General features: G+C 75.7%; 21 protein-coding genes. 6 read left to right on the plus strand and 15 right to left on the minus strand.

The features are described 5' to 3' along the window. The 3 genes from ACFPK1_RS06775 to ACFPK1_RS06785 all read right to left on the minus strand — a co-directional run bounded on the left by ACFPK1_RS06775 (position 1) and on the right by ACFPK1_RS06785 (position 2,613). Positions 1-846: a hypothetical protein gene (locus ACFPK1_RS06775; RefSeq protein ID WP_378020126.1), complete on the minus strand. Its 846-nt coding sequence runs from the start codon at positions 844-846 to the stop codon at positions 1-3. Positions 847-973: 127 nt separating this feature from the next. After that, positions 974-2,044, minus strand: a complete 1,071-nt coding sequence (locus ACFPK1_RS06780) for an HTTM domain-containing protein (protein ID WP_378020127.1) — start codon at positions 2,042-2,044, stop codon at positions 974-976. Next, positions 2,041-2,613 carry a hypothetical protein gene (locus tag ACFPK1_RS06785; protein WP_378020128.1) on the minus strand — a complete coding sequence of 191 codons (573 nt, stop codon included), beginning with the start codon at positions 2,611-2,613 and terminating at the stop codon, positions 2,041-2,043. Before ACFPK1_RS06785 ends, ACFPK1_RS06780 begins: the two co-directional genes overlap by 4 nt. Positions 2,614-2,814: 201 nt before the next feature. On the opposite strand from ACFPK1_RS06785, the gene ACFPK1_RS06790 reads away from it, so the two are divergent. The 3 genes from ACFPK1_RS06790 to ACFPK1_RS06800 are packed head-to-tail and all read left to right on the plus strand — an operon-like array spanning position 2,815 to position 5,404. After that, positions 2,815-4,260: a hypothetical protein gene (locus ACFPK1_RS06790; protein WP_378020129.1), complete on the plus strand. Its 1,446-nt coding sequence runs from the start codon at positions 2,815-2,817 to the stop codon at positions 4,258-4,260. 29 nt (positions 4,261-4,289) lie between these two features. Next, complete coding sequence (gene cobF, locus ACFPK1_RS06795; protein ID WP_378020282.1) at positions 4,290-5,030, plus strand: precorrin-6A synthase (deacetylating); 741 nt, start codon at positions 4,290-4,292, stop codon at positions 5,028-5,030. Next, on the plus strand, positions 5,030-5,404 hold the full coding sequence (locus ACFPK1_RS06800; protein ID WP_378020130.1) for an ester cyclase: 375 nt from the start codon (positions 5,030-5,032) through the stop codon (positions 5,402-5,404). Before cobF ends, ACFPK1_RS06800 begins: the two co-directional genes overlap by 1 nt. Here ACFPK1_RS06800 and ACFPK1_RS06805 read toward each other — a convergent pair whose 3' ends face one another. The 6 genes from ACFPK1_RS06805 to ACFPK1_RS06830 all read right to left on the minus strand — a co-directional run bounded on the left by ACFPK1_RS06805 (position 5,405) and on the right by ACFPK1_RS06830 (position 12,083). Then, positions 5,405-5,959, minus strand: a complete 555-nt coding sequence (locus tag ACFPK1_RS06805) for a histidine phosphatase family protein (protein WP_378020131.1) — start codon at positions 5,957-5,959, stop codon at positions 5,405-5,407. 9 nt (positions 5,960-5,968) lie between these two features. Continuing rightward, positions 5,969-7,693, minus strand: coding sequence for an ABC transporter permease subunit (locus tag ACFPK1_RS06810; RefSeq protein ID WP_378020132.1), 1,725 nt, complete (start codon positions 7,691-7,693; stop codon positions 5,969-5,971). A 76-nt stretch (positions 7,694-7,769) separates the two neighbouring features. Continuing rightward, on the minus strand, positions 7,770-9,254 hold the full coding sequence (locus ACFPK1_RS06815; protein ID WP_378020133.1) for an ABC transporter substrate-binding protein: 1,485 nt from the start codon (positions 9,252-9,254) through the stop codon (positions 7,770-7,772). Beyond that, the gene (locus ACFPK1_RS06820) at positions 9,251-10,507 is read right to left on the minus strand and encodes an MFS transporter (protein ID WP_378020134.1); all 1,257 of its coding nucleotides are present in this window, start codon (positions 10,505-10,507) and stop codon (positions 9,251-9,253) included. The genes ACFPK1_RS06815 and ACFPK1_RS06820 overlap by 4 nt, the downstream gene beginning before the upstream one ends. After that, positions 10,504-11,298 (minus strand): ABC transporter ATP-binding protein, encoded by a 795-nt coding sequence (locus ACFPK1_RS06825; RefSeq protein WP_378020135.1) that lies wholly within the window; start codon positions 11,296-11,298, stop codon positions 10,504-10,506. The genes ACFPK1_RS06820 and ACFPK1_RS06825 overlap by 4 nt, the downstream gene beginning before the upstream one ends. Next, a complete protein-coding gene (locus ACFPK1_RS06830; RefSeq protein ID WP_378020136.1) occupies positions 11,295-12,083 on the minus strand; it encodes an ATP-binding cassette domain-containing protein in 789 nt (262 codons plus the stop codon). Before ACFPK1_RS06830 ends, ACFPK1_RS06825 begins: the two co-directional genes overlap by 4 nt. 266 nt (positions 12,084-12,349) lie before the next feature. Between ACFPK1_RS06830 and ACFPK1_RS06835 the strand changes: the two genes are divergently transcribed. Beyond that, positions 12,350-12,562, plus strand: a complete 213-nt coding sequence (locus tag ACFPK1_RS06835; protein ID WP_378020137.1) for a CbtB domain-containing protein — start codon at positions 12,350-12,352, stop codon at positions 12,560-12,562. Further along, on the plus strand, positions 12,562-13,419 hold the full coding sequence (locus ACFPK1_RS06840; RefSeq protein ID WP_378020138.1) for a CbtA family protein: 858 nt from the start codon (positions 12,562-12,564) through the stop codon (positions 13,417-13,419). The genes ACFPK1_RS06835 and ACFPK1_RS06840 overlap by 1 nt, the downstream gene beginning before the upstream one ends. 195 nt (positions 13,420-13,614) lie before the next feature. Here ACFPK1_RS06840 and ACFPK1_RS06845 read toward each other — a convergent pair whose 3' ends face one another. The 4 genes from ACFPK1_RS06845 to ACFPK1_RS06860 form a co-directional block, all read right to left on the minus strand. Beyond that, a complete protein-coding gene (locus tag ACFPK1_RS06845; RefSeq protein WP_378020139.1) occupies positions 13,615-15,021 on the minus strand; it encodes a nucleoside recognition domain-containing protein in 1,407 nt (468 codons plus the stop codon). Then, positions 15,018-15,857 (minus strand): FeoB small GTPase domain-containing protein, encoded by an 840-nt coding sequence (locus ACFPK1_RS06850; RefSeq protein ID WP_378020140.1) that lies wholly within the window; start codon positions 15,855-15,857, stop codon positions 15,018-15,020. The genes ACFPK1_RS06845 and ACFPK1_RS06850 overlap by 4 nt, the downstream gene beginning before the upstream one ends. A gap of 3 nt (positions 15,858-15,860) precedes the next feature. Then, positions 15,861-16,109, minus strand: a complete 249-nt coding sequence (locus tag ACFPK1_RS06855; protein ID WP_378020141.1) for a FeoA family protein — start codon at positions 16,107-16,109, stop codon at positions 15,861-15,863. Between the two features lie 69 nt (positions 16,110-16,178). Beyond that, entirely contained in the window at positions 16,179-16,898 is a 720-nt protein-coding gene (locus ACFPK1_RS06860) for a metal-dependent transcriptional regulator (protein WP_378020142.1), read from the minus strand. Positions 16,899-16,991: 93 nt separating this feature from the next. Between ACFPK1_RS06860 and ACFPK1_RS06865 the strand changes: the two genes are divergently transcribed. Continuing rightward, positions 16,992-18,011 carry an acyl-CoA dehydrogenase family protein gene (locus ACFPK1_RS06865; protein ID WP_378020143.1) on the plus strand — a complete coding sequence of 340 codons (1,020 nt, stop codon included), beginning with the start codon at positions 16,992-16,994 and terminating at the stop codon, positions 18,009-18,011. Positions 18,012-18,109: 98 nt separating this feature from the next. Here ACFPK1_RS06865 and ACFPK1_RS06870 read toward each other — a convergent pair whose 3' ends face one another. Together ACFPK1_RS06870 and ACFPK1_RS06875 are read right to left on the minus strand one after the other, a co-directional pair. After that, positions 18,110-18,724, minus strand: coding sequence for a superoxide dismutase (locus ACFPK1_RS06870; protein WP_378020144.1), 615 nt, complete (start codon positions 18,722-18,724; stop codon positions 18,110-18,112). Between the two features lie 113 nt (positions 18,725-18,837). Beyond that, a complete protein-coding gene (locus ACFPK1_RS06875) occupies positions 18,838-21,048 on the minus strand; it encodes a S9 family peptidase (RefSeq protein WP_378020145.1) in 2,211 nt (736 codons plus the stop codon). Positions 21,049-21,139: the final 91 nt, after the last annotated feature.

The raw sequence follows: 21,139 nt of genomic DNA on the forward strand, positions 1-21,139 counted from the left end.
TCAGTTGCCCGTGTCCACGCCGCCGGACGGGACGCGCTTGACCTGCGTCGCGTACACCTCGCCGACCGGGCGGTAGTCGTACCAGTAGTGGTTCACCGAGCTGTTGAAGTAGCAGACGGTGCTGCTGTAGTGGCCGCTGCGGTAGCCGTGGCCGCCGCGGTAGCCGGAGTCGTAGTTGTCGCCCTCGTCGGTCGTGGTGAGGGTGGCGCCGCTCTCGTCGAGGTCGGCGTCGGTGCTCGCGTCGCCGCCGGAGCCCGAGTCGGTGGTCGGCTCGGCCCGGAGGTTCTGCGTGAGCGGGAGACCGCCGGAGGGGATGGACGAGAGACCGCCGCTCGACGGCGCCGACGAGCTACCGCTCGGGAGGGAGGAGCCGCCGCTCGGGAGGGAGGACGTGCCGCCCGCGCCGCCGGCTCCACCCGTCTCGCCCCCGGTGATCGGGGCCGTCGCATCGGTGAGGGGGTCGGCCGCGTCCGTGAGGGGGTCGGCGGCATCCGTCAGCGGGTCAGCCGCATCCGTCAGGGGATCGGCCGCATCAGTGAGCGGGTCGGCGGCATCGGTCAGCGGGTCGGCCGCGTCCGTGAGGGGGTCGGCGGCATCCGTCAGCGGGTCGGTGATCGGGTCGAGCGGGTTGTCGGTGGAGCTGTCCGTGGAGCTGTCGGTCGAGCTGTCGGTGCTGCCGTCACCGTGGCCGTCACCGTGGTGCGGGTGGTGGTACGTCGACACCGCGACGCAGGTGTTGCCGCCGGTGTAGTCGGTCGCCGACGCCGATCCGACGCCCAGGGATCCGATGAGCGCCACCCCGGCCCCGAGCACCAGGAGCCGACGCCTCTTGTCCTGACTGTCCATGCCCTCTTCCCGTCCCCGGCCCGTGCCGGCCTGATCCGTGCGCTGACCGTCGCCCCGTCGACGATCACGTGTCGCCTGTCACCCGTTCGGTGTTACTCAGAAGTCGCGTCGTGACGAAAGCGTTAGCTCAGGCGTCGGACAGCTCCTTCGTCTCCTGACCGGGCTCGCCCTCGGTCGGTCGGCCCTCGCCCCGCTGGGGCTCCGATGCCGGCGCCGCGACCGACTCGGGCTCTGCGTCGACCGGCTCCCGGGCCTCGGGCACCGACGGTGCGGGTTCGTCGGGGCCGGGGCGTGCCCGCCGTCGGGGGAGCCGGTCGCGCACCCATCGCAGGACCTGTTCGGCGCGCTCGGGCGGGAGGAAGGCGAGGTACAGGGTCACGATCGTCATGCTGAAGAAGCCCACGGCGAGGGTCAGCTCGATCGACAGGTGCAGGAGCACACCGATGGCGAGCACCCAGGGGCGGGCGGCGCGGTTCCAGACGAGGATGCCGACCGCGAGCTCGCCGGCGAGCGTGCCGTAGGTCGCCAGCTCGGCGAGCACCGGCGAGTCCGTGACGAACTGCGGCACCGGCACGCGGGTGAGCTCGCCGATGCGCACGGCGTAGGACACGGCGGTGCCGTCACGCCAGAGCCGGCCCGCGGCCTTCTCCCACACCGTCGAGATGTAGATGACGCTGAGCTGGATCTGGGCCAGGCGCAGGGCCCACGGCGCGTGCCGGGGGAAGGTCCACATCCCCTCCCGGTCCGCGCGCCAGCGGTCCACCGACACCGCCGACCCGGCGGGCATGAGGACCAGGTAGAGCGCGACGAGCCGCATCAGGGCGTCGCCCGCGTTGAACGCGAGGGGCGCCGTACGCGTCACCGACATCATCACGACGAAGACGAGCAGGGCGGCCACGCGCGTCCGGCAACCGACCGTGAGCGCGACCGCGCCGAGCAGGCCCGCCAGCCACAGCGCCCAGATCATCGGCGTGCCCTGGACCAGAGTGAGCAGCGTCCAGCCGCCGAAGGGCAGCTCCCGCGGCGGGATGGCCCCGCCGGCCCCGAAGAACGGGCCGAGCACGGGGACGAGCGAGAACATCCAGATCGTCGCGACGACCCCGAAGACGATGCGGAGCACCTCGACCGGTGCCGTCGACTGCGGCGCGAACCAGAACCGGTCCCAGCCGTCCCGCAGACGGGTCCACCGCGCGGTCACCGCCGGCCCACCGGGGTCGTGAAGAACGGGATCTCGCGCCACGTGCCCTGGTCGGCGGCCGCCCCGCCGGGCGGTGGGTTGACGTAGGCGGCGCGCACCAGGGTGACGCGCACCGGCTGGTGGCCGTCGGCGCGGTCCTCGTCGGCGATCCAGCCCGCGAAGGCCACGCGCTCGCGCTCGGCCGTCTTCTTCTTCCACAGCTGCTCGCCGTACTTGCGCCAGCGGTAGTCCCAGTACTCGGTGATCCCGTCGCCGCCGTCCAGCGGGTAGACCCCGACGGTGCCGTCGGCACGGTCGACGCGCGCGGTGACGTGGTTGGTCGTGCGGGGCGGGCTGGGGGCGAACACGCTCCATCCCTGCTCGAGGCCGGTCGCCAGCATGAACGGCCCGGCCAGGTCGACGAGACCGTCCCTCAGGGCCGACTTCGGCGCGGTGCCGGCGAGCATGGCGACCAGGGTCAGCACGATGAAGGCGGAGATCGCGAGTCGCCTCCGCGGGCTCATCGAGGGCGCCGCCTCGTCCCGTTCCCCGGACGCCGGCGGCGAGGTCTCCGTCTCCGTGGTCGTCACCCTGTCCCCTTCACCGGCGTCTCGTCCTGAGAGGGATCGGCGGAACGCGCTGAGCGTTACGGAGCAGAGGGACTCGCCCGTCGCCGAGATCGCCCCGGGTGCTCCTCCGGGGCGATGTCGTCGACCGGCGGGAGCACCCGGAGCGATCATGCGCTCTTCACCTCACTGCCCGATGAGGTGTCGCGGCTCTACGGTGTGCCCGTGATCGGTCGTGGCCGGGTGGGTGTGCTGCTCGTCCTGCTGGGCGTCCTCGCCGCGCTCGTCGCCCCGGCCGCGTTCGCGCACGAGTCGACGCCCACCGGGGTCCAGCGCCTCGAGCTCGACCTCGGCGCCCGCGAGCTGGCCCTGACGATCACCGCGCCGCCGGAGGGCGGGGGCCGGATGCCGGTCGTCGTGCTCCCGCGCGGCGACGCCCCGCCCGGCGAGGTCCGGGTCGCGGCGGTGCGACCCGGCGACGTCCCGACGGACCCCGTCGCCGTGCCCGTCGCGCCGGTGGGGCAGCCGCACGAGGTCGCCCTGACCGCGGACGGGCCGGGCGCCTGGGAGGTCACCGTCTCCGACGGCGCCACCGTCGCCCGCGTCCCGGTCACCGTCGCCGCGCCGGCGTCCACCCCGGGTTGGGTGTGGGCGGTCCGGGTCGGCGCGGTGCTCGGGGTGATCGCGCTGGTCGCCGCCCTCGCCCCGAGCGTCCGGCAGCGGCCCCGGCTGGCGCTCGGGCTGGGGGCGGTCGCGCTCGTCGGGCTGACGATCGCCGGCACGGCGGTGGCGACGGCACCGTCGTCGGCGTCCACGACCCCGGAGGCGGCGCCGGCGCCCGCCCCGGTCAGCGCCCCGCCCGCGGGTGCCCACGCGGGACACGGCGAGGCGGCGCCGAGCACGCCGGCGGCGGTGCCGATGACCGGCGGCAGCGTCGTCGTCACCGCGAGCACGCCGACCCCGGCGAGCGCGGGCGCCCCGGTCGACCTCGAGCTCGACCTCAGCGACTCGTCCACCGGCGCGGTCGTCGACGACCTCGCGATCCACGACGACGCCCCGATCCACCTCGCGGTGATCGGGCCCGACCAGCAGCTCGCGCACGTGCACCCCGTCCGCACCGCCCCCGGGCACTACGTCGTGCGCCTGACGCCCGGGGTCGCCGGCCGGTACGGCGTCTTCGCCGAGATGGAGCGCGCCGGCGACGGCGGGCACCAGGTGGCGCGCACGGCGTTCGAGGTCGCGGGCCCCGCCACCGTGGCCGCCGCACCCGCCCCCGGGCCGGGCCTGCGCGAGGTCGCCGGGATGCAGGTCGACGTCGCCGTGCCGGAGGCCGTCGCGGGGCGTCCGACGTCGGTGACCGCGACGTTCGGGCAGGGCGGCCGCCAGGTGACCGACCTGCAGGGCTGGCTGGGCATGGCCGGCCACCTCCTGGTGCTCGGCCCCGGGCTGGGCGGGACGCCGGACCCGATGGACCCGGCGTCGGCGTTCGGCCACGTCCACGACATGGGCGCGCCCGGCCCGGCCGGCACGTACGGGCCGCGGATCTCCTTCGAGCACACCTTCCCACGCGCGGGCCGCCACCAGCTCTGGGTGCAGGTCCAGCGGGACTGGCAGATCGTCACCGTGCCGGTGACGGTCGACGTCACACAGCCACCGGCGACCGCTCCGTGAGAACGTGCCTCCCCGTGCGGACCGTGCAGGTGGTGGGGATCGGACTGGGCGACCCGGGGCAGCTGACCCTCGACGCGGTCGAGGCGCTCGGCGGGGTGGACGTGGTGGTGCTGCTGCACAAGCCCGGTCCCGCCGACGAGCTCACCGCGATCCGGGCGCGGATCGTCGAGCGCTTCGCCCCGCAGGCCCGGGTCGTCGAGCGTGACGACGCCGTGCGCGACCGCACGTCGCCCGACTACGAGGGCGCCACCGAGCGCTGGCGTGACGAGCGCGCCGCGCTGTACGAGCAGACGCTGCTCGACGAGGTGCCCGACGGCGGCTCGTGCGCCCTGCTCGTGTGGGGCGACCCGGCGATCTACGACGGCACCGTCGAGATGCTGCACCGCCTCGACGCGCGCGGTCGCGTCGACCTCGACTGGCGGGTCGTGCCCGGGCTCGGTGCGCCGACGGTGCTGGCCGCGGCCCACCGCACGACGCTCACCCGCACCGCCCGCGCCGCGACGATCACGCCGGCGCGGCGCGTGCTCGACGACAGCGTCGACTCCGGGGAGGCCGACCTCGTCGTCATGCTCGACAGCGCCCGGGACCACGGCCTCGACCACCTGCCCGACGACGCCACCGTCTACTGGGGCGCCTACGTCGGCACGCCCGACGAGGTGCTGATCGCCGGGCGGGTGGGCGACGTCCGGGCCGAGATCCTCGCCGCCCGCGCCGAGCACCGGGAGCGCAAGGGCTGGCTCATGGACACGTACCTGGTGCGGCGCCGCTGATGGAGACCGTCTACCGCGCGTACCTGGCGTGCCTGGACGAGCGGCGGTTCGACGACCTCGACGCCTACGTCCACGACACGATCACCTACAACGGTGCGCCGATGACGCGGACGCGGTTCGCCGAGCTGATCGCCGCCGACGTGGCCGCGATCCCCGACCTCGCGTTCGTCGTCGACCGGCTCGTGGTGGCCGGGGACGAGGTGGCCGCCCGGCTGTGGTTCGACTGCACGCCGCGGGGCCGATGGCGGGGCCTCGAGGCCGACGGGCGGCGCGTCGCGTTCGCCGAGCACGTGTTCTACCGGTTCGCCGACGGCCGGATCGCGGACGTGCGGTCGTTGATCGACATCGAGTCGGTGCGCGACCAGCTCGCCTGATCACGGGCCGAGCGACCGCAGGTTCCAGCGCCCGGAGCGCCCCGTGAGGACGGTCAGGGTCAGCGGCGCGACGTCGACGCGCCAGACGCCCGCCGGACCGGCGCCCAGCGCGTGGGCGATCGCGGCGCGGATCACCGGCGGGTCCACGACGGCGAGCCCGAGGGCCCGGTCGTCGCCGGCCAGCCCGTCCATCCAGGCCCCGACGCGGCTCACCAGCGTCGCGAGCGACTCCCCGTCCGGCGGGGCGGCGGCCGGATCGGTGAGCCAGGCCTGCAGGGCGGCCGGGTCCTCGGCGGCGAGGTCGGCGGGCGAGCGCCCGGCCCAGGCGCCCGGGTCCGGGCCGGCGGGCGCGTCGCCGTCGATCGACGGTGCGGGCAGGACCAGCGCGGCCGTCTCCCGGCACCGCGCGGTGGGTGCGCACCACAGGTGCTCGGGCACGGGCAGCTCGACCTCCGCCGCGGCCCGGCGCCCCCCGGCGTCGAGCGACTCGTCGACGGGGAAGCGCGCGGCGCGCGAGGCGGCGGTCGCGGCGTGGGCGAGCAGGTGCAGTCGCACGCTGACTTCCTAGCTGCTGGTCCGTGTCTCGCGCACCAGCGCCACGACGACGGCGAGCAGCGCCAGCCCCACGGTGGGCGCGAGGATCGTCCAGGGCGCGCGTTCGACGTAGTCGAGCGAGTCGGCGAGCATCGCGCCCCACTCCGGCGAGTCCGGCGCCGCGCCGAGCCCCAGGAAGCTCAGCGCGGCGATCCCGAGCGCGGCGTGCGGCACCCGCGCGAGCCCGTGGCGCGTCACTGGGCCGACGACGGCGGGTAGGACGTGCCGGCGCGCGATCCGCCACGGCGTCGCCCCGGCCAGGACGGCCGCACGGACGTAGCCCGACGCGCGCGCCTCGGTCGCCAGGGTCCGCGCGTGCACCGCCAGCGGCACCCACCCGACGGCGACCACCGCGATCGCCGCCCCGAGCAGCCCGGGCCCGGCGATCGCGGCGACGACCAGCCCGACGACCACCGGGGGTACCGCGTTGACCACGTCCGCCGCTCCGGCTCGCGCCGCGCGTCCGCCCACTCCGACCAGCAGGCCGATCACCAGGCACACCGCCGTCACGGCCACCGCGGTCCCGACCGTCAGCAGCGCCCCGTGCGCGATCCGCGCCCACAGGTCCCGGCCCACCGCGTCGGTGCCCATCGGCGCCGACCCCGACGGCGGGGCCAGGCGGCGGTCGGTCGTCCCGGCGTCGCGGGGCAGGCCCGTCACGACGACGAGGGCGAGCACCGACGCCGCCGCCCAGGGGGCCCACGCGCCCGCCCGCCCGCTCGGCAGCGGCACCCCCACCGGCAGCTCCCCGCCCGCCCGCGCCGGCCCGAGCAGCGCGCGGTGCGCCAGCACCCCGACCGCACCGAGCACGAGCCCGAGCACCACCAGCAGCATCACCGCCGCCTGCGCGACGGGCAGGTCCTGGGCGAGGACCGCGTCCAGGGCCGTCGAACCGACGCCCGGGATGCCGAAGAGCTGCTCGACGGCCACCGCGCTGCCGAGCAGCCCGACGACGAGCAGCGCGATCTGCGGGGTCGCCGTGGCGACGGCGCGCCGGGCCACACCGAGCGCGAGCGTGCCCGGCGGCGTGCCCCAGGAGCGCCAGGTCCGCACCCAGCCCTCGGCCAGCGCCGCCTCCGCCGCCGACGACAGCATCCGCGCCAGCAACCCGCCCGCCGGCAGGCCCAGCGCGAGTGCGGGCAGCACGAGGTTGGCGGGCCCGGTGAACCCGGTGCTCGGCAGCAGGCCCCACGCGACCGCGACGACGGCCACGAGCACCGCGCCCAGCACGATCTCGGGCACCGCGCCGAGCACCGACGCGGCGACCGCGCCGCCGCGCCCCGTGTCCGACGCCCCGCGGCGCGCCGCCCGCCACACGCCGGGCGCGAGCAGGGCGACCGCGGCGAGCGCCGCCACGAGGACCGCGGCGAGCGCCAGCGTCAGCGACACCCCGAGCGCGACCGCCACCGACGGGCCGACCGGCGCGCGGGACACCCACGAGGTGCCGAGGTCGCCGGTCAGCACGCCGCCGAGCCAGCCGAGCGCGCCGGTGACGGGGTCCGCGGGCAGGTCCAGCTCGGCGCGCAGGGCGTCGAGCGCCGCCGGCTCGATACCGCGCTCGGGGTAGCGCACGCGCAGCACGCTCGCGGCCGGGTCCTCGTCCCAGAGCCAGGGCAGCGCGGCGACAGTGACGGTCAGTACGAGGACCGCGACTGCGCCGGTGACCAGCGGCAACAGGCGGCGGGCGGTGGTCACGCGCGCCGCCCCAGCGAGCGGGTGGCTTTCCTGACGCTCAACGTCAGCGTGGCCGCCACGCTGACACGCGCGCGTGTCATCCGCGGCGGGTCTCGTGGGTGATGAGGAACTGCTCGTTCGGGTCCTGGGCCACGCCGGTGACGCCGCCCCCGACGCCCACCCGGGCGCGCTCGGTGACGTGCGGGACGACCGCGTCGGCGGCCAGCACCCGGGCCTCCACCTCCAGGGCGGCGCGCCGGCGGGTCTCGACGTCGCTGCTCTGCCCCGCGGCGGCGAGGACCGCGTCGGTGGCGGGGTCGCAGTACCGGGCCTGGTTGTAGCTGCCGGCGCAGGAGAAGTCGCTGGCCAGGTAGCCGACGGGGTCGCCGGTGTCGAGCTGCTGCGAGCGGCTGATGATCACCGCGTCGAACGCGCCGGTCCCCAGCTGCGCCTCGAACGCCGAGCTCTCGAGCACGGTGACGTCGACGGTGAACCCGGCGCGGCGCAGGGCGTCGGCGTCGGCAGCGGCGATCTCGGGGAGCTCGGCGCGGTCGGAGTAGGTCGCGAGCCGGAGGCGCTGGCCGGCGACGGGACCGGGAGCGCTCTCCGGGTGCGGCGGGCGCGCGGCCGCCCAGGGCGTCGCGGGCCCGAACAGCCCCGCGGCGGCGTCCGCGCGGCCCTCGTAGATGGTGCCGGCGACGTCGAGCGGGGCGAGCGCGGCGCGCACCGCGGCCCGGACGCCCGGGTCGGCGAGCACCGGCGAGCGCTGGTCGAGGTACACCGCGACGCTGCGCGGCAGCGGCACGCCGACCACCTGCTGCGGCGGCGCGATCGTCGGGACCTGCGAGACCGGGATCGCCTCGGCGACGTCGAGCTCCCCCGCGCGCAGGGCGTTGGCGCGGGCGGTGCCGTCGGCGAGGAAGCGGGCGTCGATGCCGGGCGCGGCGACGGGACCCCGCCACGACGACGGGTTCGCGGCCAGCGTCGCGCCGGTCGACCCGTCCACGCGCTCGAGCACGAACGGCCCGGTCCCGGCGCGCACCGGGCTGGGGCGCGCCGGGTCGGCGTAGGCGGCCGGCGCGAGGACCACCAGCTCGGGGGAGGCCAGCCGCTGGGGGAGCACCGGGTCGGGCACGGGCGTGGTGACCACGACGCCGTCGCCGTCGGCCCGCGCGCTCAGGGCAGGCCCCGCCTCGGCCAGCGAGGCCAGCGCCCGCGGCACCGGGGTGGCCGCGGCGGCCCGGTTCAGGCTCCCGGCGACGGCGTCAGGGGTCAGCGGCGAGCCGTCGTGGAAGGTCACGCCCGGGCGCAGGGCGAACCGCCACGTGCTCGGGTCGGCCTGGGCCCAGGCCGTGGCGAGCGCCGGCGTCGGGGCGCCGCCGTCCAGCACCACCAACGGCTCGGTGACGCCGAGGCGCGTCGCGAGGGTGGCCTCGTTGCCGTAGGGCGACAGGCCCGACGTGGGCGGGAACGACAGCCCGACCCGCAGCCGGCCCTCGCCCCCACCGCCCCCGGAGCCGCTGAAGCACCCGGCGAGGGCGAGCCCGAGCACGGCGATCACGACGGCCAGCCGGCGACTCATGAGCGGTTCCTCTCGAGGGACGTGTCCAGCGCGGGCACGCGGCGCACGAGGACGCCCATGACGACCGCGCTGGCCAGGGGGAGGGCGGCGGTGGCGGCCCAGGGCAGGGCGGGCGGGCCGCCCGCGTCGAGCAGGGCGCCGAGCAGGGCGCTGCCGCCGAGCACGGCGAGGCCGCCGGCGGAGGCGAGGACGCCGAAGTACGCGCCCAGGCGACGCTCGCCGGCCAGGCGCCCGACGGCGTCCTGCGCGACCGGCACCACCGTCATCTGCCCGAGCGTCAGCGTGACCACGAAGACGACGGCGGGCAGCGGGCCGGGGGCGTCGGCGGCGACGAGCGCGGCCGTGGCGAGGAACGCCAGCGCGAGCACGGCGAACCCGATCGGCAGCGCGCGCGTCCCGAGCCGGCGGCGCACGAGCTCGGCGAGCGGGAGCTGCCCGAGCACCACCATCACCGCCGACACGACGAACAGCCCGCCCAGGAGGCCGGCGAGCCCGACGCGGTCGAGCTCGACGGGCAGCGCGAGGTAGAGCTGGTTGTAGCTCAGGAGCCACGACGAGTACGCGGCGGTGAACGCGAGGAAGGCCCGGTTGCGCAGCACCTCGCCCCAGCCCGCGAGGATCGGCTCGCCCGCGTGCGCCGCGGGCCCGCGCGGCATCCCGCGGACGAACGCGATCAGGACCACGACGAACACGCCGGCGGCGGCCACCGTCGTCACCGCGAAGTCGACGGTCAGCAGCAGCGAGCCCAGCACCGGCCCGATGACGATGCCGACCTCCCCGGCGACGCCGAACATCGCGAACGCCTCGGACCGGGTCGGACCCGCGGACCTCTCCAGCTCCCCGGCCCGCCGGGCCAGCTCGGCCTCGACGGCGGGGGAGAACAGCGCCGCGGCGAACCCGGTCGCGACCGTCCCCGCGACGAGCAGCACCGGGCCCGTGGCCAGCGCGAGCAGCAGGAACCCCGCGATGCGGACGACGAACCCGGTGAGCGCGACCGGCCGGGTGCCGAAGCGGTCGGCCAGCGCCCCGCCCAAGAAGAACAGCCCCTGCTGGCTGAACGTGCGCAGGCCCAGCAGCAGCCCGACCAGTGCCCCGCCGAACCCGAGGTCGCGCGTGAGGTGCAGCGCGAAGAACGGCAGGACCAGGTAGAAGCCGGTGTTGAAGGCGAGCTGGCCCAGCACGATCAGGCGCATCGGGGCGGGCAGCTCGCCCAGGCGCCCGAGCACCGACCAGCGGCGCAGCAGGTCCCTCACGCGACCGCTCCTCCTCGTGACCCGCCCACCCGGAGCACCGCGTCGAGCAGGGCGCGGGTGGCGCCGGCGGCGGGGTCGGCGAACACCGCGTCCACCGGGCCGGTCTCGACGACCCGGCCCGCGTCGAGGACGGCGACGTCGGCGCAGAGGTGCTGGGCGATCCCGAGGTCGTGGGTGACGAGCAGCAACTGGGTCCCCGACGCGCGCGCCAGGTCGCCGACGAGCGTCACGAGGCGCCGCCGGGTCGTCGGGTCCACGGCGCTGAAGGGCTCGTCACCCACGAGCACCGCGGGCCGGGCCGCGAGCGCCCGGGCCAGCGCGATCCGCTGGCGCTCACCCCCGGAGAAGCCGGCGGGGCGGCGGCCGGCGACGGCCGGGTCGAGGCCGACGCCGTCGAGCAGCTCGGCGACGCGGGCGCCGTGGTCGCCGGGGACGGCGAGGCACTCGAGGGGTTCGCGGATGCTCGCGCCGACGGGCAGGCGCGGGTCGAGCGAGCTGCCCGGGTCCTGGGCGACGACGCCGACGGCGCGGCGCAGCGCGCCCGGGTCCCGCGGGGTCACGACGTCGCCACGGAACCGCACCGCGCCGGCGTCGGGTGCCTCGAGGGCGAGCAGCAGCCGCAGCAGCGTCGACTTGCCCGACCCCGAGGCGCCGACGATCGCGAGGTCACGCCCGGCCGGGACCGTGAGGTCGACGCCGTCGAGGGCGACGCGCGGCACGCGGCGCCAGGGTCGGTCGCCGGGCACGGTGTAGCGGCGGGCGACCCCGGCCAGCGCGAACGTGTCGGTCACGCCGTCACCTCGGGCACCGAGAGCGCGGCGGCGTCGACGAGCGCGCGCGTCACCTCGTGCGCCGGGGCCGCGAGCACCGTGCGCACCGGGCCGGACTCCACGACGCGCCCGCCGGCGAGCACCACGACCTGCTCGCAGACGGCCGCGAGGACCCCGAGGTCGTGGGTGACCAGCAGCAGCGCGGTGCCCGTCGCCGTCAGCGAGCGGTCCAGCCGGTCGAGCAGGGCGCGGGCCACGGGCGGGTCGAGCGCGGCGGTCGGTTCGTCGGCGACGAGCAGCCGCGGCCGGCAGGCCAGCGCCCCGGCGAGCGCGACCCGCTGACGCTGCCCGCCCGAGAGCTGCGCCGGGCGGGCGCGGGCCACCTCGGCGGGCAGGTCGACCTCGGCGAGCAGCGCGGGCACGCGGGCGCGGGCGGCGGCGCGGTCGAGACCCTGGTGGCGGCGCAGCGGACCGGCGAGCTGGCGCCCGACCGTCAGCAGGGGATGGAGGGCGACCGCGGAGTCCTGCGCGACGAGCGCGACGCCCCGTCCGCGGACCGCCGCGCAGGCACTCGCGGACGCCCCGACGAGCTCGGTCCCGTCGACCCGGATGCTGCCGGCGGCCGTCGTCCCGGGCGGCAGCAGGGCGGCGACGGCGGCGGCGGTCAGCGACTTCCCGGCGCCGGACGGGCCGACGATCCCCCACCGTTCCCCGGCGCCGACGGTGAGGGTCAGCCCGTCCACGAGGGTGGCGCCGGCGGCCGCGATGCGGGCATCACGGACATCGGCGACCGGGGTGGGCGTCATCGTCGCGACCCTAGAGGCTTCTCGCCGTACCCGGGCGGCTGCATCGCGTGGTCTGCAACGCAGAGGTCGCACGCGCATGTGTTCATCAGTTGCCATCAAGCGGCGAAACGCTCCCCGCGATCGCCCGTGCACGGAGATGATGCCCCAGCTCAGTCCCGATAGCTCATCACATGCTGAGGCGTTGACGGCGTGATCGTCGGGCACCTACGGTCGCACCGGCCGCACTCCGTCCGGGAGGGCGTCCTCGTCGTGGACAGGAGAAGCCCGTGACCACTGCCGGTGCCGTCGCTCGCGCCAGAGCCACCACCGTGTCCGCCTCGGAGACGCTGCCCTGGCTGGCCAGCGCCCTGCTCGTTGGACTGGTGCTCTACTACTTCATCGGCATCGACCAGGGTGCGGTCTCGGTCCTCGGCGACACGAGCTACATCCACGAGCTGGTGCACGACGCCCGCCACTTCCTCGGCTTCCCCTGCCACTGATGGAAGCCCGCTCCTTCGTCCTGCGCGGCGCGCTCGCCGGCGCGCTCGCCGGGGTCGTCGCCTGGTTGTTCGCCCTCGTCTTCGCCGAGCCGCAGGTCGAGGCCGCGATCGGATACGAGGAGGGTCGCGGCGCGGCCGAGGAGGCCCTGGCCACGGCGGCCGGGGCGGCCCCGGCCGGCGGCGCCGAGGAAGAGGTCGTCAGCCGCGGGTTCCAGGCCACGATCGGCGTCGGCATCGGGATGGTCGGCATCGGCGTCGCCCTGGGCCTGCTGTTCGCCGTGGCCTACACGCTGCTGCACGGCCGGGTCGGGGTGCGCCCGCGGGTGCTGGCGCTGCTGGTCGCCGGCGCGGGATTCCTGACGATCTACGCCACGCCGTTCGTCAAGTACCCGGCCAGCCCGCCGGCGGTCGGCAGCGACGAGACGATCGGCGACCGGACCGCGCTGTACCTGGTCATGGTCGTCGGCTCGATCGTGTTCCTCGCCGCGGCGGTGTGGGTCGCCCGGGCGCTGCGCGAGCGGCTCGGCACCTGGAACGCGGTGCTCGTCGGCGGCGTCGTCTACGTCGCGCTCTCGGCGATCCTCATGACGTTGCTGCCGGGCCTCGGCGAGCTGACGATCAACGTCGTCGAGAACGGCCCGCGGGTCAGCGAGACGCCGCTGCCGCTGCGCGACGCCTCCGGGGCGATCCTCTACCCGGGCTTCGACGCGGACGTGCTCTACGACTTCCGCGTCGCGTCGTTCGCGGCCCAGGCGCTGCTCTGGGGCGTGCTCGGCCTGGTGTTCGGGGCGCTCGTCGAGCGCCGCCTCGCCCGCGGGGAGACCACCGGGCGCGCGGCGGAGACCACCTCCGCCTGACCTCACGCACGACGGCCCCGTTCCTCGCCGCGCGAGCGAGCACCGGGGCCGTCGTCGTGTGCGCCCGGTTCTGAGCGAAGGGCACCTTCGCTCGGATAGATGGGCGAGGGGCGCCCTTCGCCGGAATCCCGCGCGCCGACCTCGGTGAAGATGGTTCGCGGGTCGGTCCGCCCTGCTCGCGGAGTCCCGCTCCCCTCAGACGACGAGGCGCCAGACGAACGCCGTCAGCGCGCAGACGGCGAACCCGAGCCCCAGCGGCAGCAGGGTCGCCACCGCCGTCCAGCGCACGCTGCGGGTCTCGTGCCAGATGGTGAGCACGGTCGTGCTGCACGGGTTGTGGAGCAGGGTGAACAGCATGAGGTTCACCGCGGTGAGCAGCGTCCAGCCGCCCGCGGTGACCAGCACCGACCCGATCTGCGCGTCGTCGCCCAGCTCGAGCATCACGCCCGGGGCGGCGCCCAGCGTGTTGGCCCCGAGGGTCAGGGTCAACATGACGATGGTCGGGATGATGATCTCGTTGGCCGGCACCGCCACGAGGTAGGCGAGCAGGATGACGCCGTTGAGGCCGATCACCCAGCCCAGCGGGTTCAGCGCCGTGACCAGGTGCGCCGCCACGCTGGCGTCGCCGAGGTGCACGTTGCCGATCAGCCAGATCACCGCACCGGCGGGCGCCGCCATCACCAGCGCGCGGCGCAGCACCTTGAGCGTGCGGTCGATGATGCTGGTGTAGAGCGTGCGCCAGATCTGCGGCGGGCGGTACGGCGGCAGCTCGAGGGAGTACACGGAGCTCTCACCGCGCAGCACGGTGCGCGAGAGCAGCCACGACACCGCCAGCGTCACGCCGATCCCGACGAGCACCACGGCCACCACGCTGCCCGCGGCGACGAACCCGGCGAGCCAGGGCGGCACGACGGCGCCGACGAAGATCGTCCCCATGAGGATCAGCGTCGGCCAGCGGCCGTTGCAGATGCTGAAGTTGTTGGTGATCACCGCGATGAGGCGCTCGCGGCGGCTGTCGATGATGCGCGTGGCCGTGACGCCGGCGGCGTTGCAGCCGTAGCCCATCATCATCGTCAGCGCCTGCTTGCCGTGGGCGCCGGAGCGGGCGAACAGCCGGTCGAGGTTGAACGCCACCCGCGGCAGGTAGCCGAAGTCCTCGAGCAGCGTGAACAGCGGGAAGAAGATCGCCATCGGCGGCAGCATCACCGCGACCACCCACGCCGTGGCCAGGTAGACGCCGTCGACGAGCAGCCCGGTGACCCACCACGGCGACCCGACGGCCGCGAACACCTCGCGCAGCCACGCGTGCCCGTTCCCCACGAGCAGCACGTAGAGCAGGTCGGACGGCACCGCGGCGCCGGCGATGGTGAACCAGAAGACGCCGAAGAACAGCACGCCCATCGCCACGAAGCCCCACACGCGGTGGGTGAGCACGCGGTCGAGCGCCCGGTCGACGCTGAGGCGGGCGCGGGCGTCGTCGCGGTCGACGCTGGTCGCGGCGATGCGGGCGGCGTCGGTGTAGAGCGACTCGACGACCCGGTCACCCACGTCGTCGGAGAGGCCGCGGCGCAGGCGGGCGGCCTCGTCGAGGAGGTCGGTCATCCGGCGTGCTCCAGCGCGTCCCCCGCCAGCTCGCCGAGGGTGCCGTGGCGCACCGCCTCCTCGATGCCGGCGTCCCCCTCGAGCAGGCGCAGCGCCACCCAGCGGCTGTTGGGCACGCCGGGGAAGCGGGCCTCGACCTGCGCCGCGAGGTCGGCGACGGCCCGCTCGAGGGCGGGGTCGCGGTGGACCAGGCGCAGCGGCTTCGGCGGGTCGTCGGTGGTCGCGACCTGCGCGATCGCCGCGAGCAGCTCGGGCAGCCCCTCGTTCCGGCGGGCGGCGGTGGCGACGACGGGGACGCCGAGCTCGCGGGTGAGGTGGCGGGTGTCGACGGTGATGCCGTGGCGGCGTGCCTCGTCGACGAGGTTGAGCGCGACCACGACCCGCCCGGTGATCTGGCGGATCTGCAGCACCAGGGGCAGGTTGCGCTCGAGGCGCGTGGCGTCGACGACCACGACGACGACGTCCGGGCGCCCGAAGAGCAGCACGTCGCGGGCGACGTCCTCGTCGGTGCTGGTGGACAGCAGCGAGTAGGTGCCGGGCAGGTCCACGATCCTGTAGCCGGTGCCGCCGTAGGAGAACCCGCCCTCGGCGCGCGCGACGGTCTTGCCCGCCCAGTTGCCGACGTGCTGGCGCAGCCCGGTCAGGGCGTTGAAGACGGTGCTCTTGCCGGTGTTCGGGTTGCCCGCCAGCGCGACGACGTGGTCGTAGCGGCCGGGGGCGAGGCCGAGGCGGGCGAGCCGGGCGGTCGACGGGGCCAGCGCGCACGAGCCGCAGGCGCCGGACGGCTCGTCGCCGGACGGACCACCGACACCCGGGGAAGGCAGCGGGGTCGCCACGGCTCAGCGCTCCGGGGAATCGGCGTGCTCGGTCTCCCGGATGCGCACGGTCCTCGCCTGGCCCCGGCGCAGCACGACGAGCGCGCCGCGGACCTCGTAGGCCGTGGGGTCGCCCAGCGGGCTGGTCATGTCGGCGCGGATGGCGGCGCCGGGCAGCAGCCCGAGGTCCATCAGGCGGCGTCGCTCGCCGCCGCGCAGGTCGAGCGCGGTGACCACGGCACGCCGGCCGCGGGGTAGCTCGTCGAGGGTCATGGCTCTCCCCGTCGTTCGCCCGCCGAAGGTTTCGCCCGAACCTACACGTAAAGTTCGTCTGGCCGAACTCTACGTTGCGGGACCCCGATGGAACAGCCCCTCGACGACATCGTCGACCCACAGGGCGTCGGCGAGCTCGGGGCCGAGGTCGAGGTCCTGCTCGGGCTCCTGCCCGGACACCCGCACCTCGAAGGACCCCCCGAAGGGGCGGCGGGCGACCAGCTCGAGCGTCACGCCCAGCTCGACGGTGTGCTCGCGCAGCCACGCGAGCATGGCGGGCTCGGTGTCGTCGACGCGCACGAGCTGGCCCCGGTCGCCGGGCTCGAGCGTGGCGAACCGCCGCCCGGAGAACTCCGCCACCGTGCCGTCGGCGCCCGGGATGGGGTCGCCGTGCGGGTCGAAGCGCGGGTGGCCGAGCCGGGCGTCCATGCGGTCGAGCAGGCGGCGCGACACGTGGTGCTCGAGGACCTCGGCCTCGTCGTGGACCTCGTCCCAGCCGTAGCCCAGCTCGCGGACCAGGTAGGTCTCGAGCAGCCGGTGGCGGCGCAGCACGTCGAGCGCGGCGCGGGTGCCGTCGTCGGTGAGCCGCACGCCGCCGTAGGGCCGGTGCTCGACGAGCCCCTGGTCGGTGAGCTTGCGCAGCATCCCCGACACCGACGACGCGCCCACGCCGAGCCGCTTGGCCAGCGCCGTCGTCGACGCGGGGCCCTCGCCGCGCTCGTACACCGCGTAGATCGCCTTGATGTAGTCGTCGACCGCGGCCGTGCGGGGCGCGGCGGTCTCGGACATGGGTCTCAGGGTAGCGGGGGGCAGGGCCGCTCCGAGCGTGGTGCGTGACGGAACGGCCGGTCCGGAGCTCGCCGGTGGCTACCCTCGGGAGCCATGGGCGACGTACTGGACCGGGCCCGTGCGGTGGCCGCCGACGTGCTGGCCCCGGCGGCGGACGAGGTCGACCGGACCTCGACGATCCCGGAGGGCCACTTCCGCGCGCTGGCCGACGCGGGGCTCTACGGGCTGGCCGGCGCGGACGACGTGGCGTTCGAGGACTTCGTCGGCGTCGTCGAGGTCCTCGCCGGGGCGTGCCTGACCACGACGTTCACGTGGATGCAGCACCACGGCGTGGTGCGCGGGCTCTCGTCGACGGCGAACACCGCCCTCCGCGAGCGTCACCTCGCCGACGCCGTGCGGGGCACGACCCGCTGCGGCGTGGCCTTCGCCGGCGCGATCCCGCAGCCGCCGAGGCTCTGGGCCACCGTGGTCGACGGCGGCTGGCGCCTCGACGGCGTCGCGCCGCTCGTCACCGGCTGGGGCCTGGTCGACCTGCTGCAGGTCTCGGCGCGCGACGCGGCGACCGCGGACGCCGACGACGAGCACGCCCGCGTCGTCTCCCTGCTCGTCCCCGTGCACGCGGCCGAGGGCGTCAGCGTGCACCCCCTCGACCTCGCCGCTGCGAACGGCAGCCGCACCGTGCGCCTCGACGTCGACGGCTGGTCCGTCGCCGACGACGCCGTGGTCGCGACGCCCTCGCGCGCGGAGTTCCTCGCCGGCCAGCACGTCAGCGCGCGGGTCAACGGCTGCCTGGCGCTCGGGGTGGCGGGGCGCTGCGCCACGCTGGTCGACGACGCCGGCGAGTCCGACGCCGCGGCGGCCCTGCGCAAGGCGCTCGACGCGGCCCGCGACGACCTCGACGCCGGCCTCGCCGACGCCGCCCGCATGGCCCCGGCCCGCGCCGCCGCGTCCGCGCTGGCCGTCCGCGCGGCCGCGACGCTGACCGTCGCCGTCGGGAGCCGGGCGATCGTCGGACGCCACCCGGCCCGCCGCCTGGCGCGCGAGGCCGCGTTCACCCTCGTCGCCGCGGGGCGCCCGGAGATCCGCGCCGAGCTGCTCGACACCCTCCCCTAGGACACGACGACCCCCCGGCCGAGGAGGGGCGGGGGGTCGCCGCGCGCCGCGCGGCGGGCGCTTGTCGGAACGATCACCGCGCGAGTTCGTTGGGGTGCTCAGGCGATGGTGAGCCCCTGCGCGTGCTCGTAGCGCTGGGCGGCGTCGGCCCAGTTCACGACGTTCCACCAGGCCTTGACGTAGTCCGGCTTCACGTTCTGGTAGTCCAGGTAGAACGCGTGCTCCCACATGTCGAGCATGACCACCGGCACGATGCCCAGCGGCACGTTCGCCTGCTGGTCGTAGAGCTGGAAGATGCGCAGCTTCCCGGTCAGCGTGTCGACGCCGAGGATCGACCAGCCCGACCCCTGGATGGTCGTGGCCACCGAGGTGAAGTGCTTCTGGAACTTGTCGAACGACCCGAAGTCGCGCTCGATCGCGGAGGCGAGGTCACCGGTCGGCTTGTCGCCGCCGTCCGGGCTGAGGTTCTTCCAGAACACCGAGTGGTTGATGTGCCCGCCGTAGTTGAAGGCGAGGTTCTTCTCCCACAGCAGGGCCGTCGTGCCGATCGTGTCCTGGTCGCGGGCCTCCGCGAGGGCGTCGATCGCCGCGTTCAGACCCGTGACGTAGGTGTTGTGGTGCTTGTCGTGGTGCAGCTCCATGATCTTGCCCGAGATGTGGGGCTCGAGGGCGCCGTAGTCGTAGGGCAGATCGGGGAGCGTGTAGTCGGCCATCGGGTCTCCCGTCGGAGGGGGCTGTGCACCAGCGTGCTGCTGTTGCGATGATGTTGCAACTCCAGCGGGGATAGCCGCTCGGCGTGATCGGAAACCTGCCGGTCCCGTCCCGGTCACCCCAGCGGCAGCGGCGCCACCCGGTACGCCGGCGGCTCCTGGCCGTGGAGGTGGCGCACGAAGTGGTCCCAGGTCCGGCGGAAGACGACGTGGCGGCGGTGGAGGATCGCGTGGTCGCCACCCGGGACGATCAGCACGTCGACGTCCTTGTCCGCGGTGATCAGCGCGTCGACCAGGCGGTGGGTCTGCGACACCAGGACGGTCTCGTCGAGCTCGCCGTGGACGAGCAGCAGCTTGCCCTGCAGGTTCGCCGCGAGCGCCGGGGTCGAGAGACTGCTGCGGTCGGCGTCACCGTGGTAGTGCTCGGCCCACATCTGCAGGCCGTGGGTGTCGTCGTGGTTGCCCGCCACGGCCACGGCGACCCGGTAGAAGTCCGGGTGGGCCAGCACCCCGCGCGCCGCGGCGAACCCGCCCGCGGAGTGGCCGGTGATGCCGACGCGGTCGGTGTCGAGCCACGCGTGGCGACGGCCGAGCTCGCGGATCGCGGCGACGTGGTCGTCGAGCGCGCCGGCGTTGCCGAGGTCGCCGTAGGAGTGGTCGTGGAAGGCCTTGCTGCGCCCGGCGGTGCCGCGCCCGTCGATCGCGACGACCGCGAACCCCAGCGCCGCGAGCGCCTCGGGCTCGCCCTGGTGCGGGGAGTCGAAGGCCGGGAGCGCGCGGTGGTTCTGCGGGCCGGGGTAGACGTGGTCGATCACCGGGTAGCGGCGCTGCGGGTCGAACCCGTGCGGGCGCCAGAGCAGGCCGAAGATCGGGGTGCGGCCGTCGGCGGCGGTGGCGCGGAAGCGCTCGGGCGGGGTCCAGCCCTCGGCGCGCAGCGCGTCGGTGCCGGGTGCCTCGAGCTCGAGGAGCCCCGTCCCGTCCCCGTCGAGCACCCGTGCCCGCGGCGGCACGGCGGGGGAGGAGGCGCGGTCCACGAGGTGGCGGCCGCGGGGCGGGGCGAGCGTGTCGTGGTCGAGCTCGTCGTCGGTGAGGCGGACGAAACCGGTGCCGTCCAGGCCGATCCGGGCGATCTGGCGGACGTAGGGGTCCCCCTCGGCGCCGCCCAGGCCGCCCGCGAGGAACCACACCTGCCGGCGCTCCTCGTCGACCCGCAGCACGGCGCGGACCTGCCAGGAGCCGCGGGTGACCTGGGTGGCCTCGTCCCCGTCGTGCAGCCACAGGTGGCCCCACCCGTCGCGCTGCGACCACCACAGGACCTCGCCGGTGGCGAGCACGTGGGTCATGGTCGGCTCGCCGAGCTGCGGGGTCGCGTCGACGCGGGTCGCGCCGGTCTCGGTGAGCAGCGTCGTCGTCGCCCCCGTCGCGGGGTCCATGTGCCGCAGGCGCAGGGTCCTCGCGTCCCGCGACTGGCGCAGGTAGTGGACGTCCCGGCCGTCGGGAGACCACCACGCGTAGACGAACGCGGTGCCGTGCACCGCCGGCTCCGGGGGGTCCTGCCCGTCCACCCGCGTGCGCGCGGCGACGTCGAGGACGTGCCACGTCATCGTCGGGTGCGCCTCGTCGTCGGGCATCGGGTAGGGCAGGCGGTGCTCCACCGGGCGCCCGCCGCCCGGCGGCACGGACTCGACGAGCACCTGCTCGGGCAGCCCCCGCTCGTCGAGCCGGTGCACGAGCAGCCGCGTCGAGTCCGGCGACCAGGTCGCGTGGAAGAGCGGGCCGAGGCCCAGCGAGCGCAACAGCGTCCCCATGGCCATCGGCGCGTTCGCGGCGCCGTAGGCGAGGCCGGGCTCCGCGTCGTCGGTGAGCGCGACCTCCTCGCTCCCGTCCCGCGTGCGCACCCACACGTCCCCGTCACGCGCGAAGGCGACCCGGCGCCCGTCGGGAGAGAGGATCTCACCCGGCAGCAGCGGGGCCTCGTCGAGGCGGCTGAGCGCGCCGTCGGCCCAGCGCCACCGCTGCCCGAGCGCGCTGAAGCGCACACCGTCCTCGTCGACCTCCACCGCCACCACCGGCAGTGCCTCGCCCTCCACGGCCTGCCCGGTCTCCCGTGACAGCGCGGCGGCGACCCGCTCGTGGTCGAACAGCTCGCTCCGCTCGCCCCGGGGCGGGTCGACCAGCACGTGCCGGGTGCCCGCGACGTACCAGAAGCGCTCGCCGTCGCCGAGCCACTGCGGGGTCACCGTGGGCACCCGTCGAGCCCGGTAGGGCGCGAGCATCTGCTCGGCGCGCGCATAGTCGGCGGCGGTCAGTACGACGTCGCTGCTCATGCCCCGAGTCCACACCGTGCCGCCGCGGCATGGTCAAGCATCTTGATGCCTATCTGATGCAGCAGCGAAAGACAAGTCGTTGCTTCGCATG

It is taken from the genome of Actinomycetospora rhizophila (genome assembly GCF_042657905.1).
In the GTDB taxonomy this organism is placed as follows: Bacteria; Actinomycetota; Actinomycetes; order Mycobacteriales; family Pseudonocardiaceae; genus Actinomycetospora; species Actinomycetospora rhizophila.

What these genes read in the sequence shown, in the direction of transcription:
- ACFPK1_RS06775 (WP_378020126.1), bottom strand. Translation starts at nt 846, where the DNA reads ATGGACAGTCAGGACAAGAGGCGTCGGCTCCTGGTGCTCGGGGCCGGG.
- ACFPK1_RS06800 (WP_378020130.1), top strand. Translation starts at nt 5,030, where the DNA reads ATGGAGACCGTCTACCGCGCGTACCTGGCGTGCCTGGACGAGCGGCGG.
- ACFPK1_RS06815 (WP_378020133.1), bottom strand. Translation starts at nt 9,254, where the DNA reads ATGAGTCGCCGGCTGGCCGTCGTGATCGCCGTGCTCGGGCTCGCCCTC.
- ACFPK1_RS06830 (WP_378020136.1), bottom strand. Translation starts at nt 12,083, where the DNA reads ATGACGCCCACCCCGGTCGCCGATGTCCGTGATGCCCGCATCGCGGCC.
- ACFPK1_RS06840 (WP_378020138.1), top strand. Translation starts at nt 12,562, where the DNA reads ATGGAAGCCCGCTCCTTCGTCCTGCGCGGCGCGCTCGCCGGCGCGCTC.
- ACFPK1_RS06845 (WP_378020139.1), bottom strand. Translation starts at nt 15,021, where the DNA reads ATGACCGACCTCCTCGACGAGGCCGCCCGCCTGCGCCGCGGCCTCTCC.
- ACFPK1_RS06855 (WP_378020141.1), bottom strand. Translation starts at nt 16,109, where the DNA reads ATGACCCTCGACGAGCTACCCCGCGGCCGGCGTGCCGTGGTCACCGCG.
- ACFPK1_RS06860 (WP_378020142.1), bottom strand. Translation starts at nt 16,898, where the DNA reads ATGTCCGAGACCGCCGCGCCCCGCACGGCCGCGGTCGACGACTACATC.
- ACFPK1_RS06865 (WP_378020143.1), top strand. Translation starts at nt 16,992, where the DNA reads ATGGGCGACGTACTGGACCGGGCCCGTGCGGTGGCCGCCGACGTGCTG.
- ACFPK1_RS06870 (WP_378020144.1), bottom strand. Translation starts at nt 18,724, where the DNA reads ATGGCCGACTACACGCTCCCCGATCTGCCCTACGACTACGGCGCCCTC.
- ACFPK1_RS06875 (WP_378020145.1), bottom strand. Translation starts at nt 21,048, where the DNA reads ATGAGCAGCGACGTCGTACTGACCGCCGCCGACTATGCGCGCGCCGAG.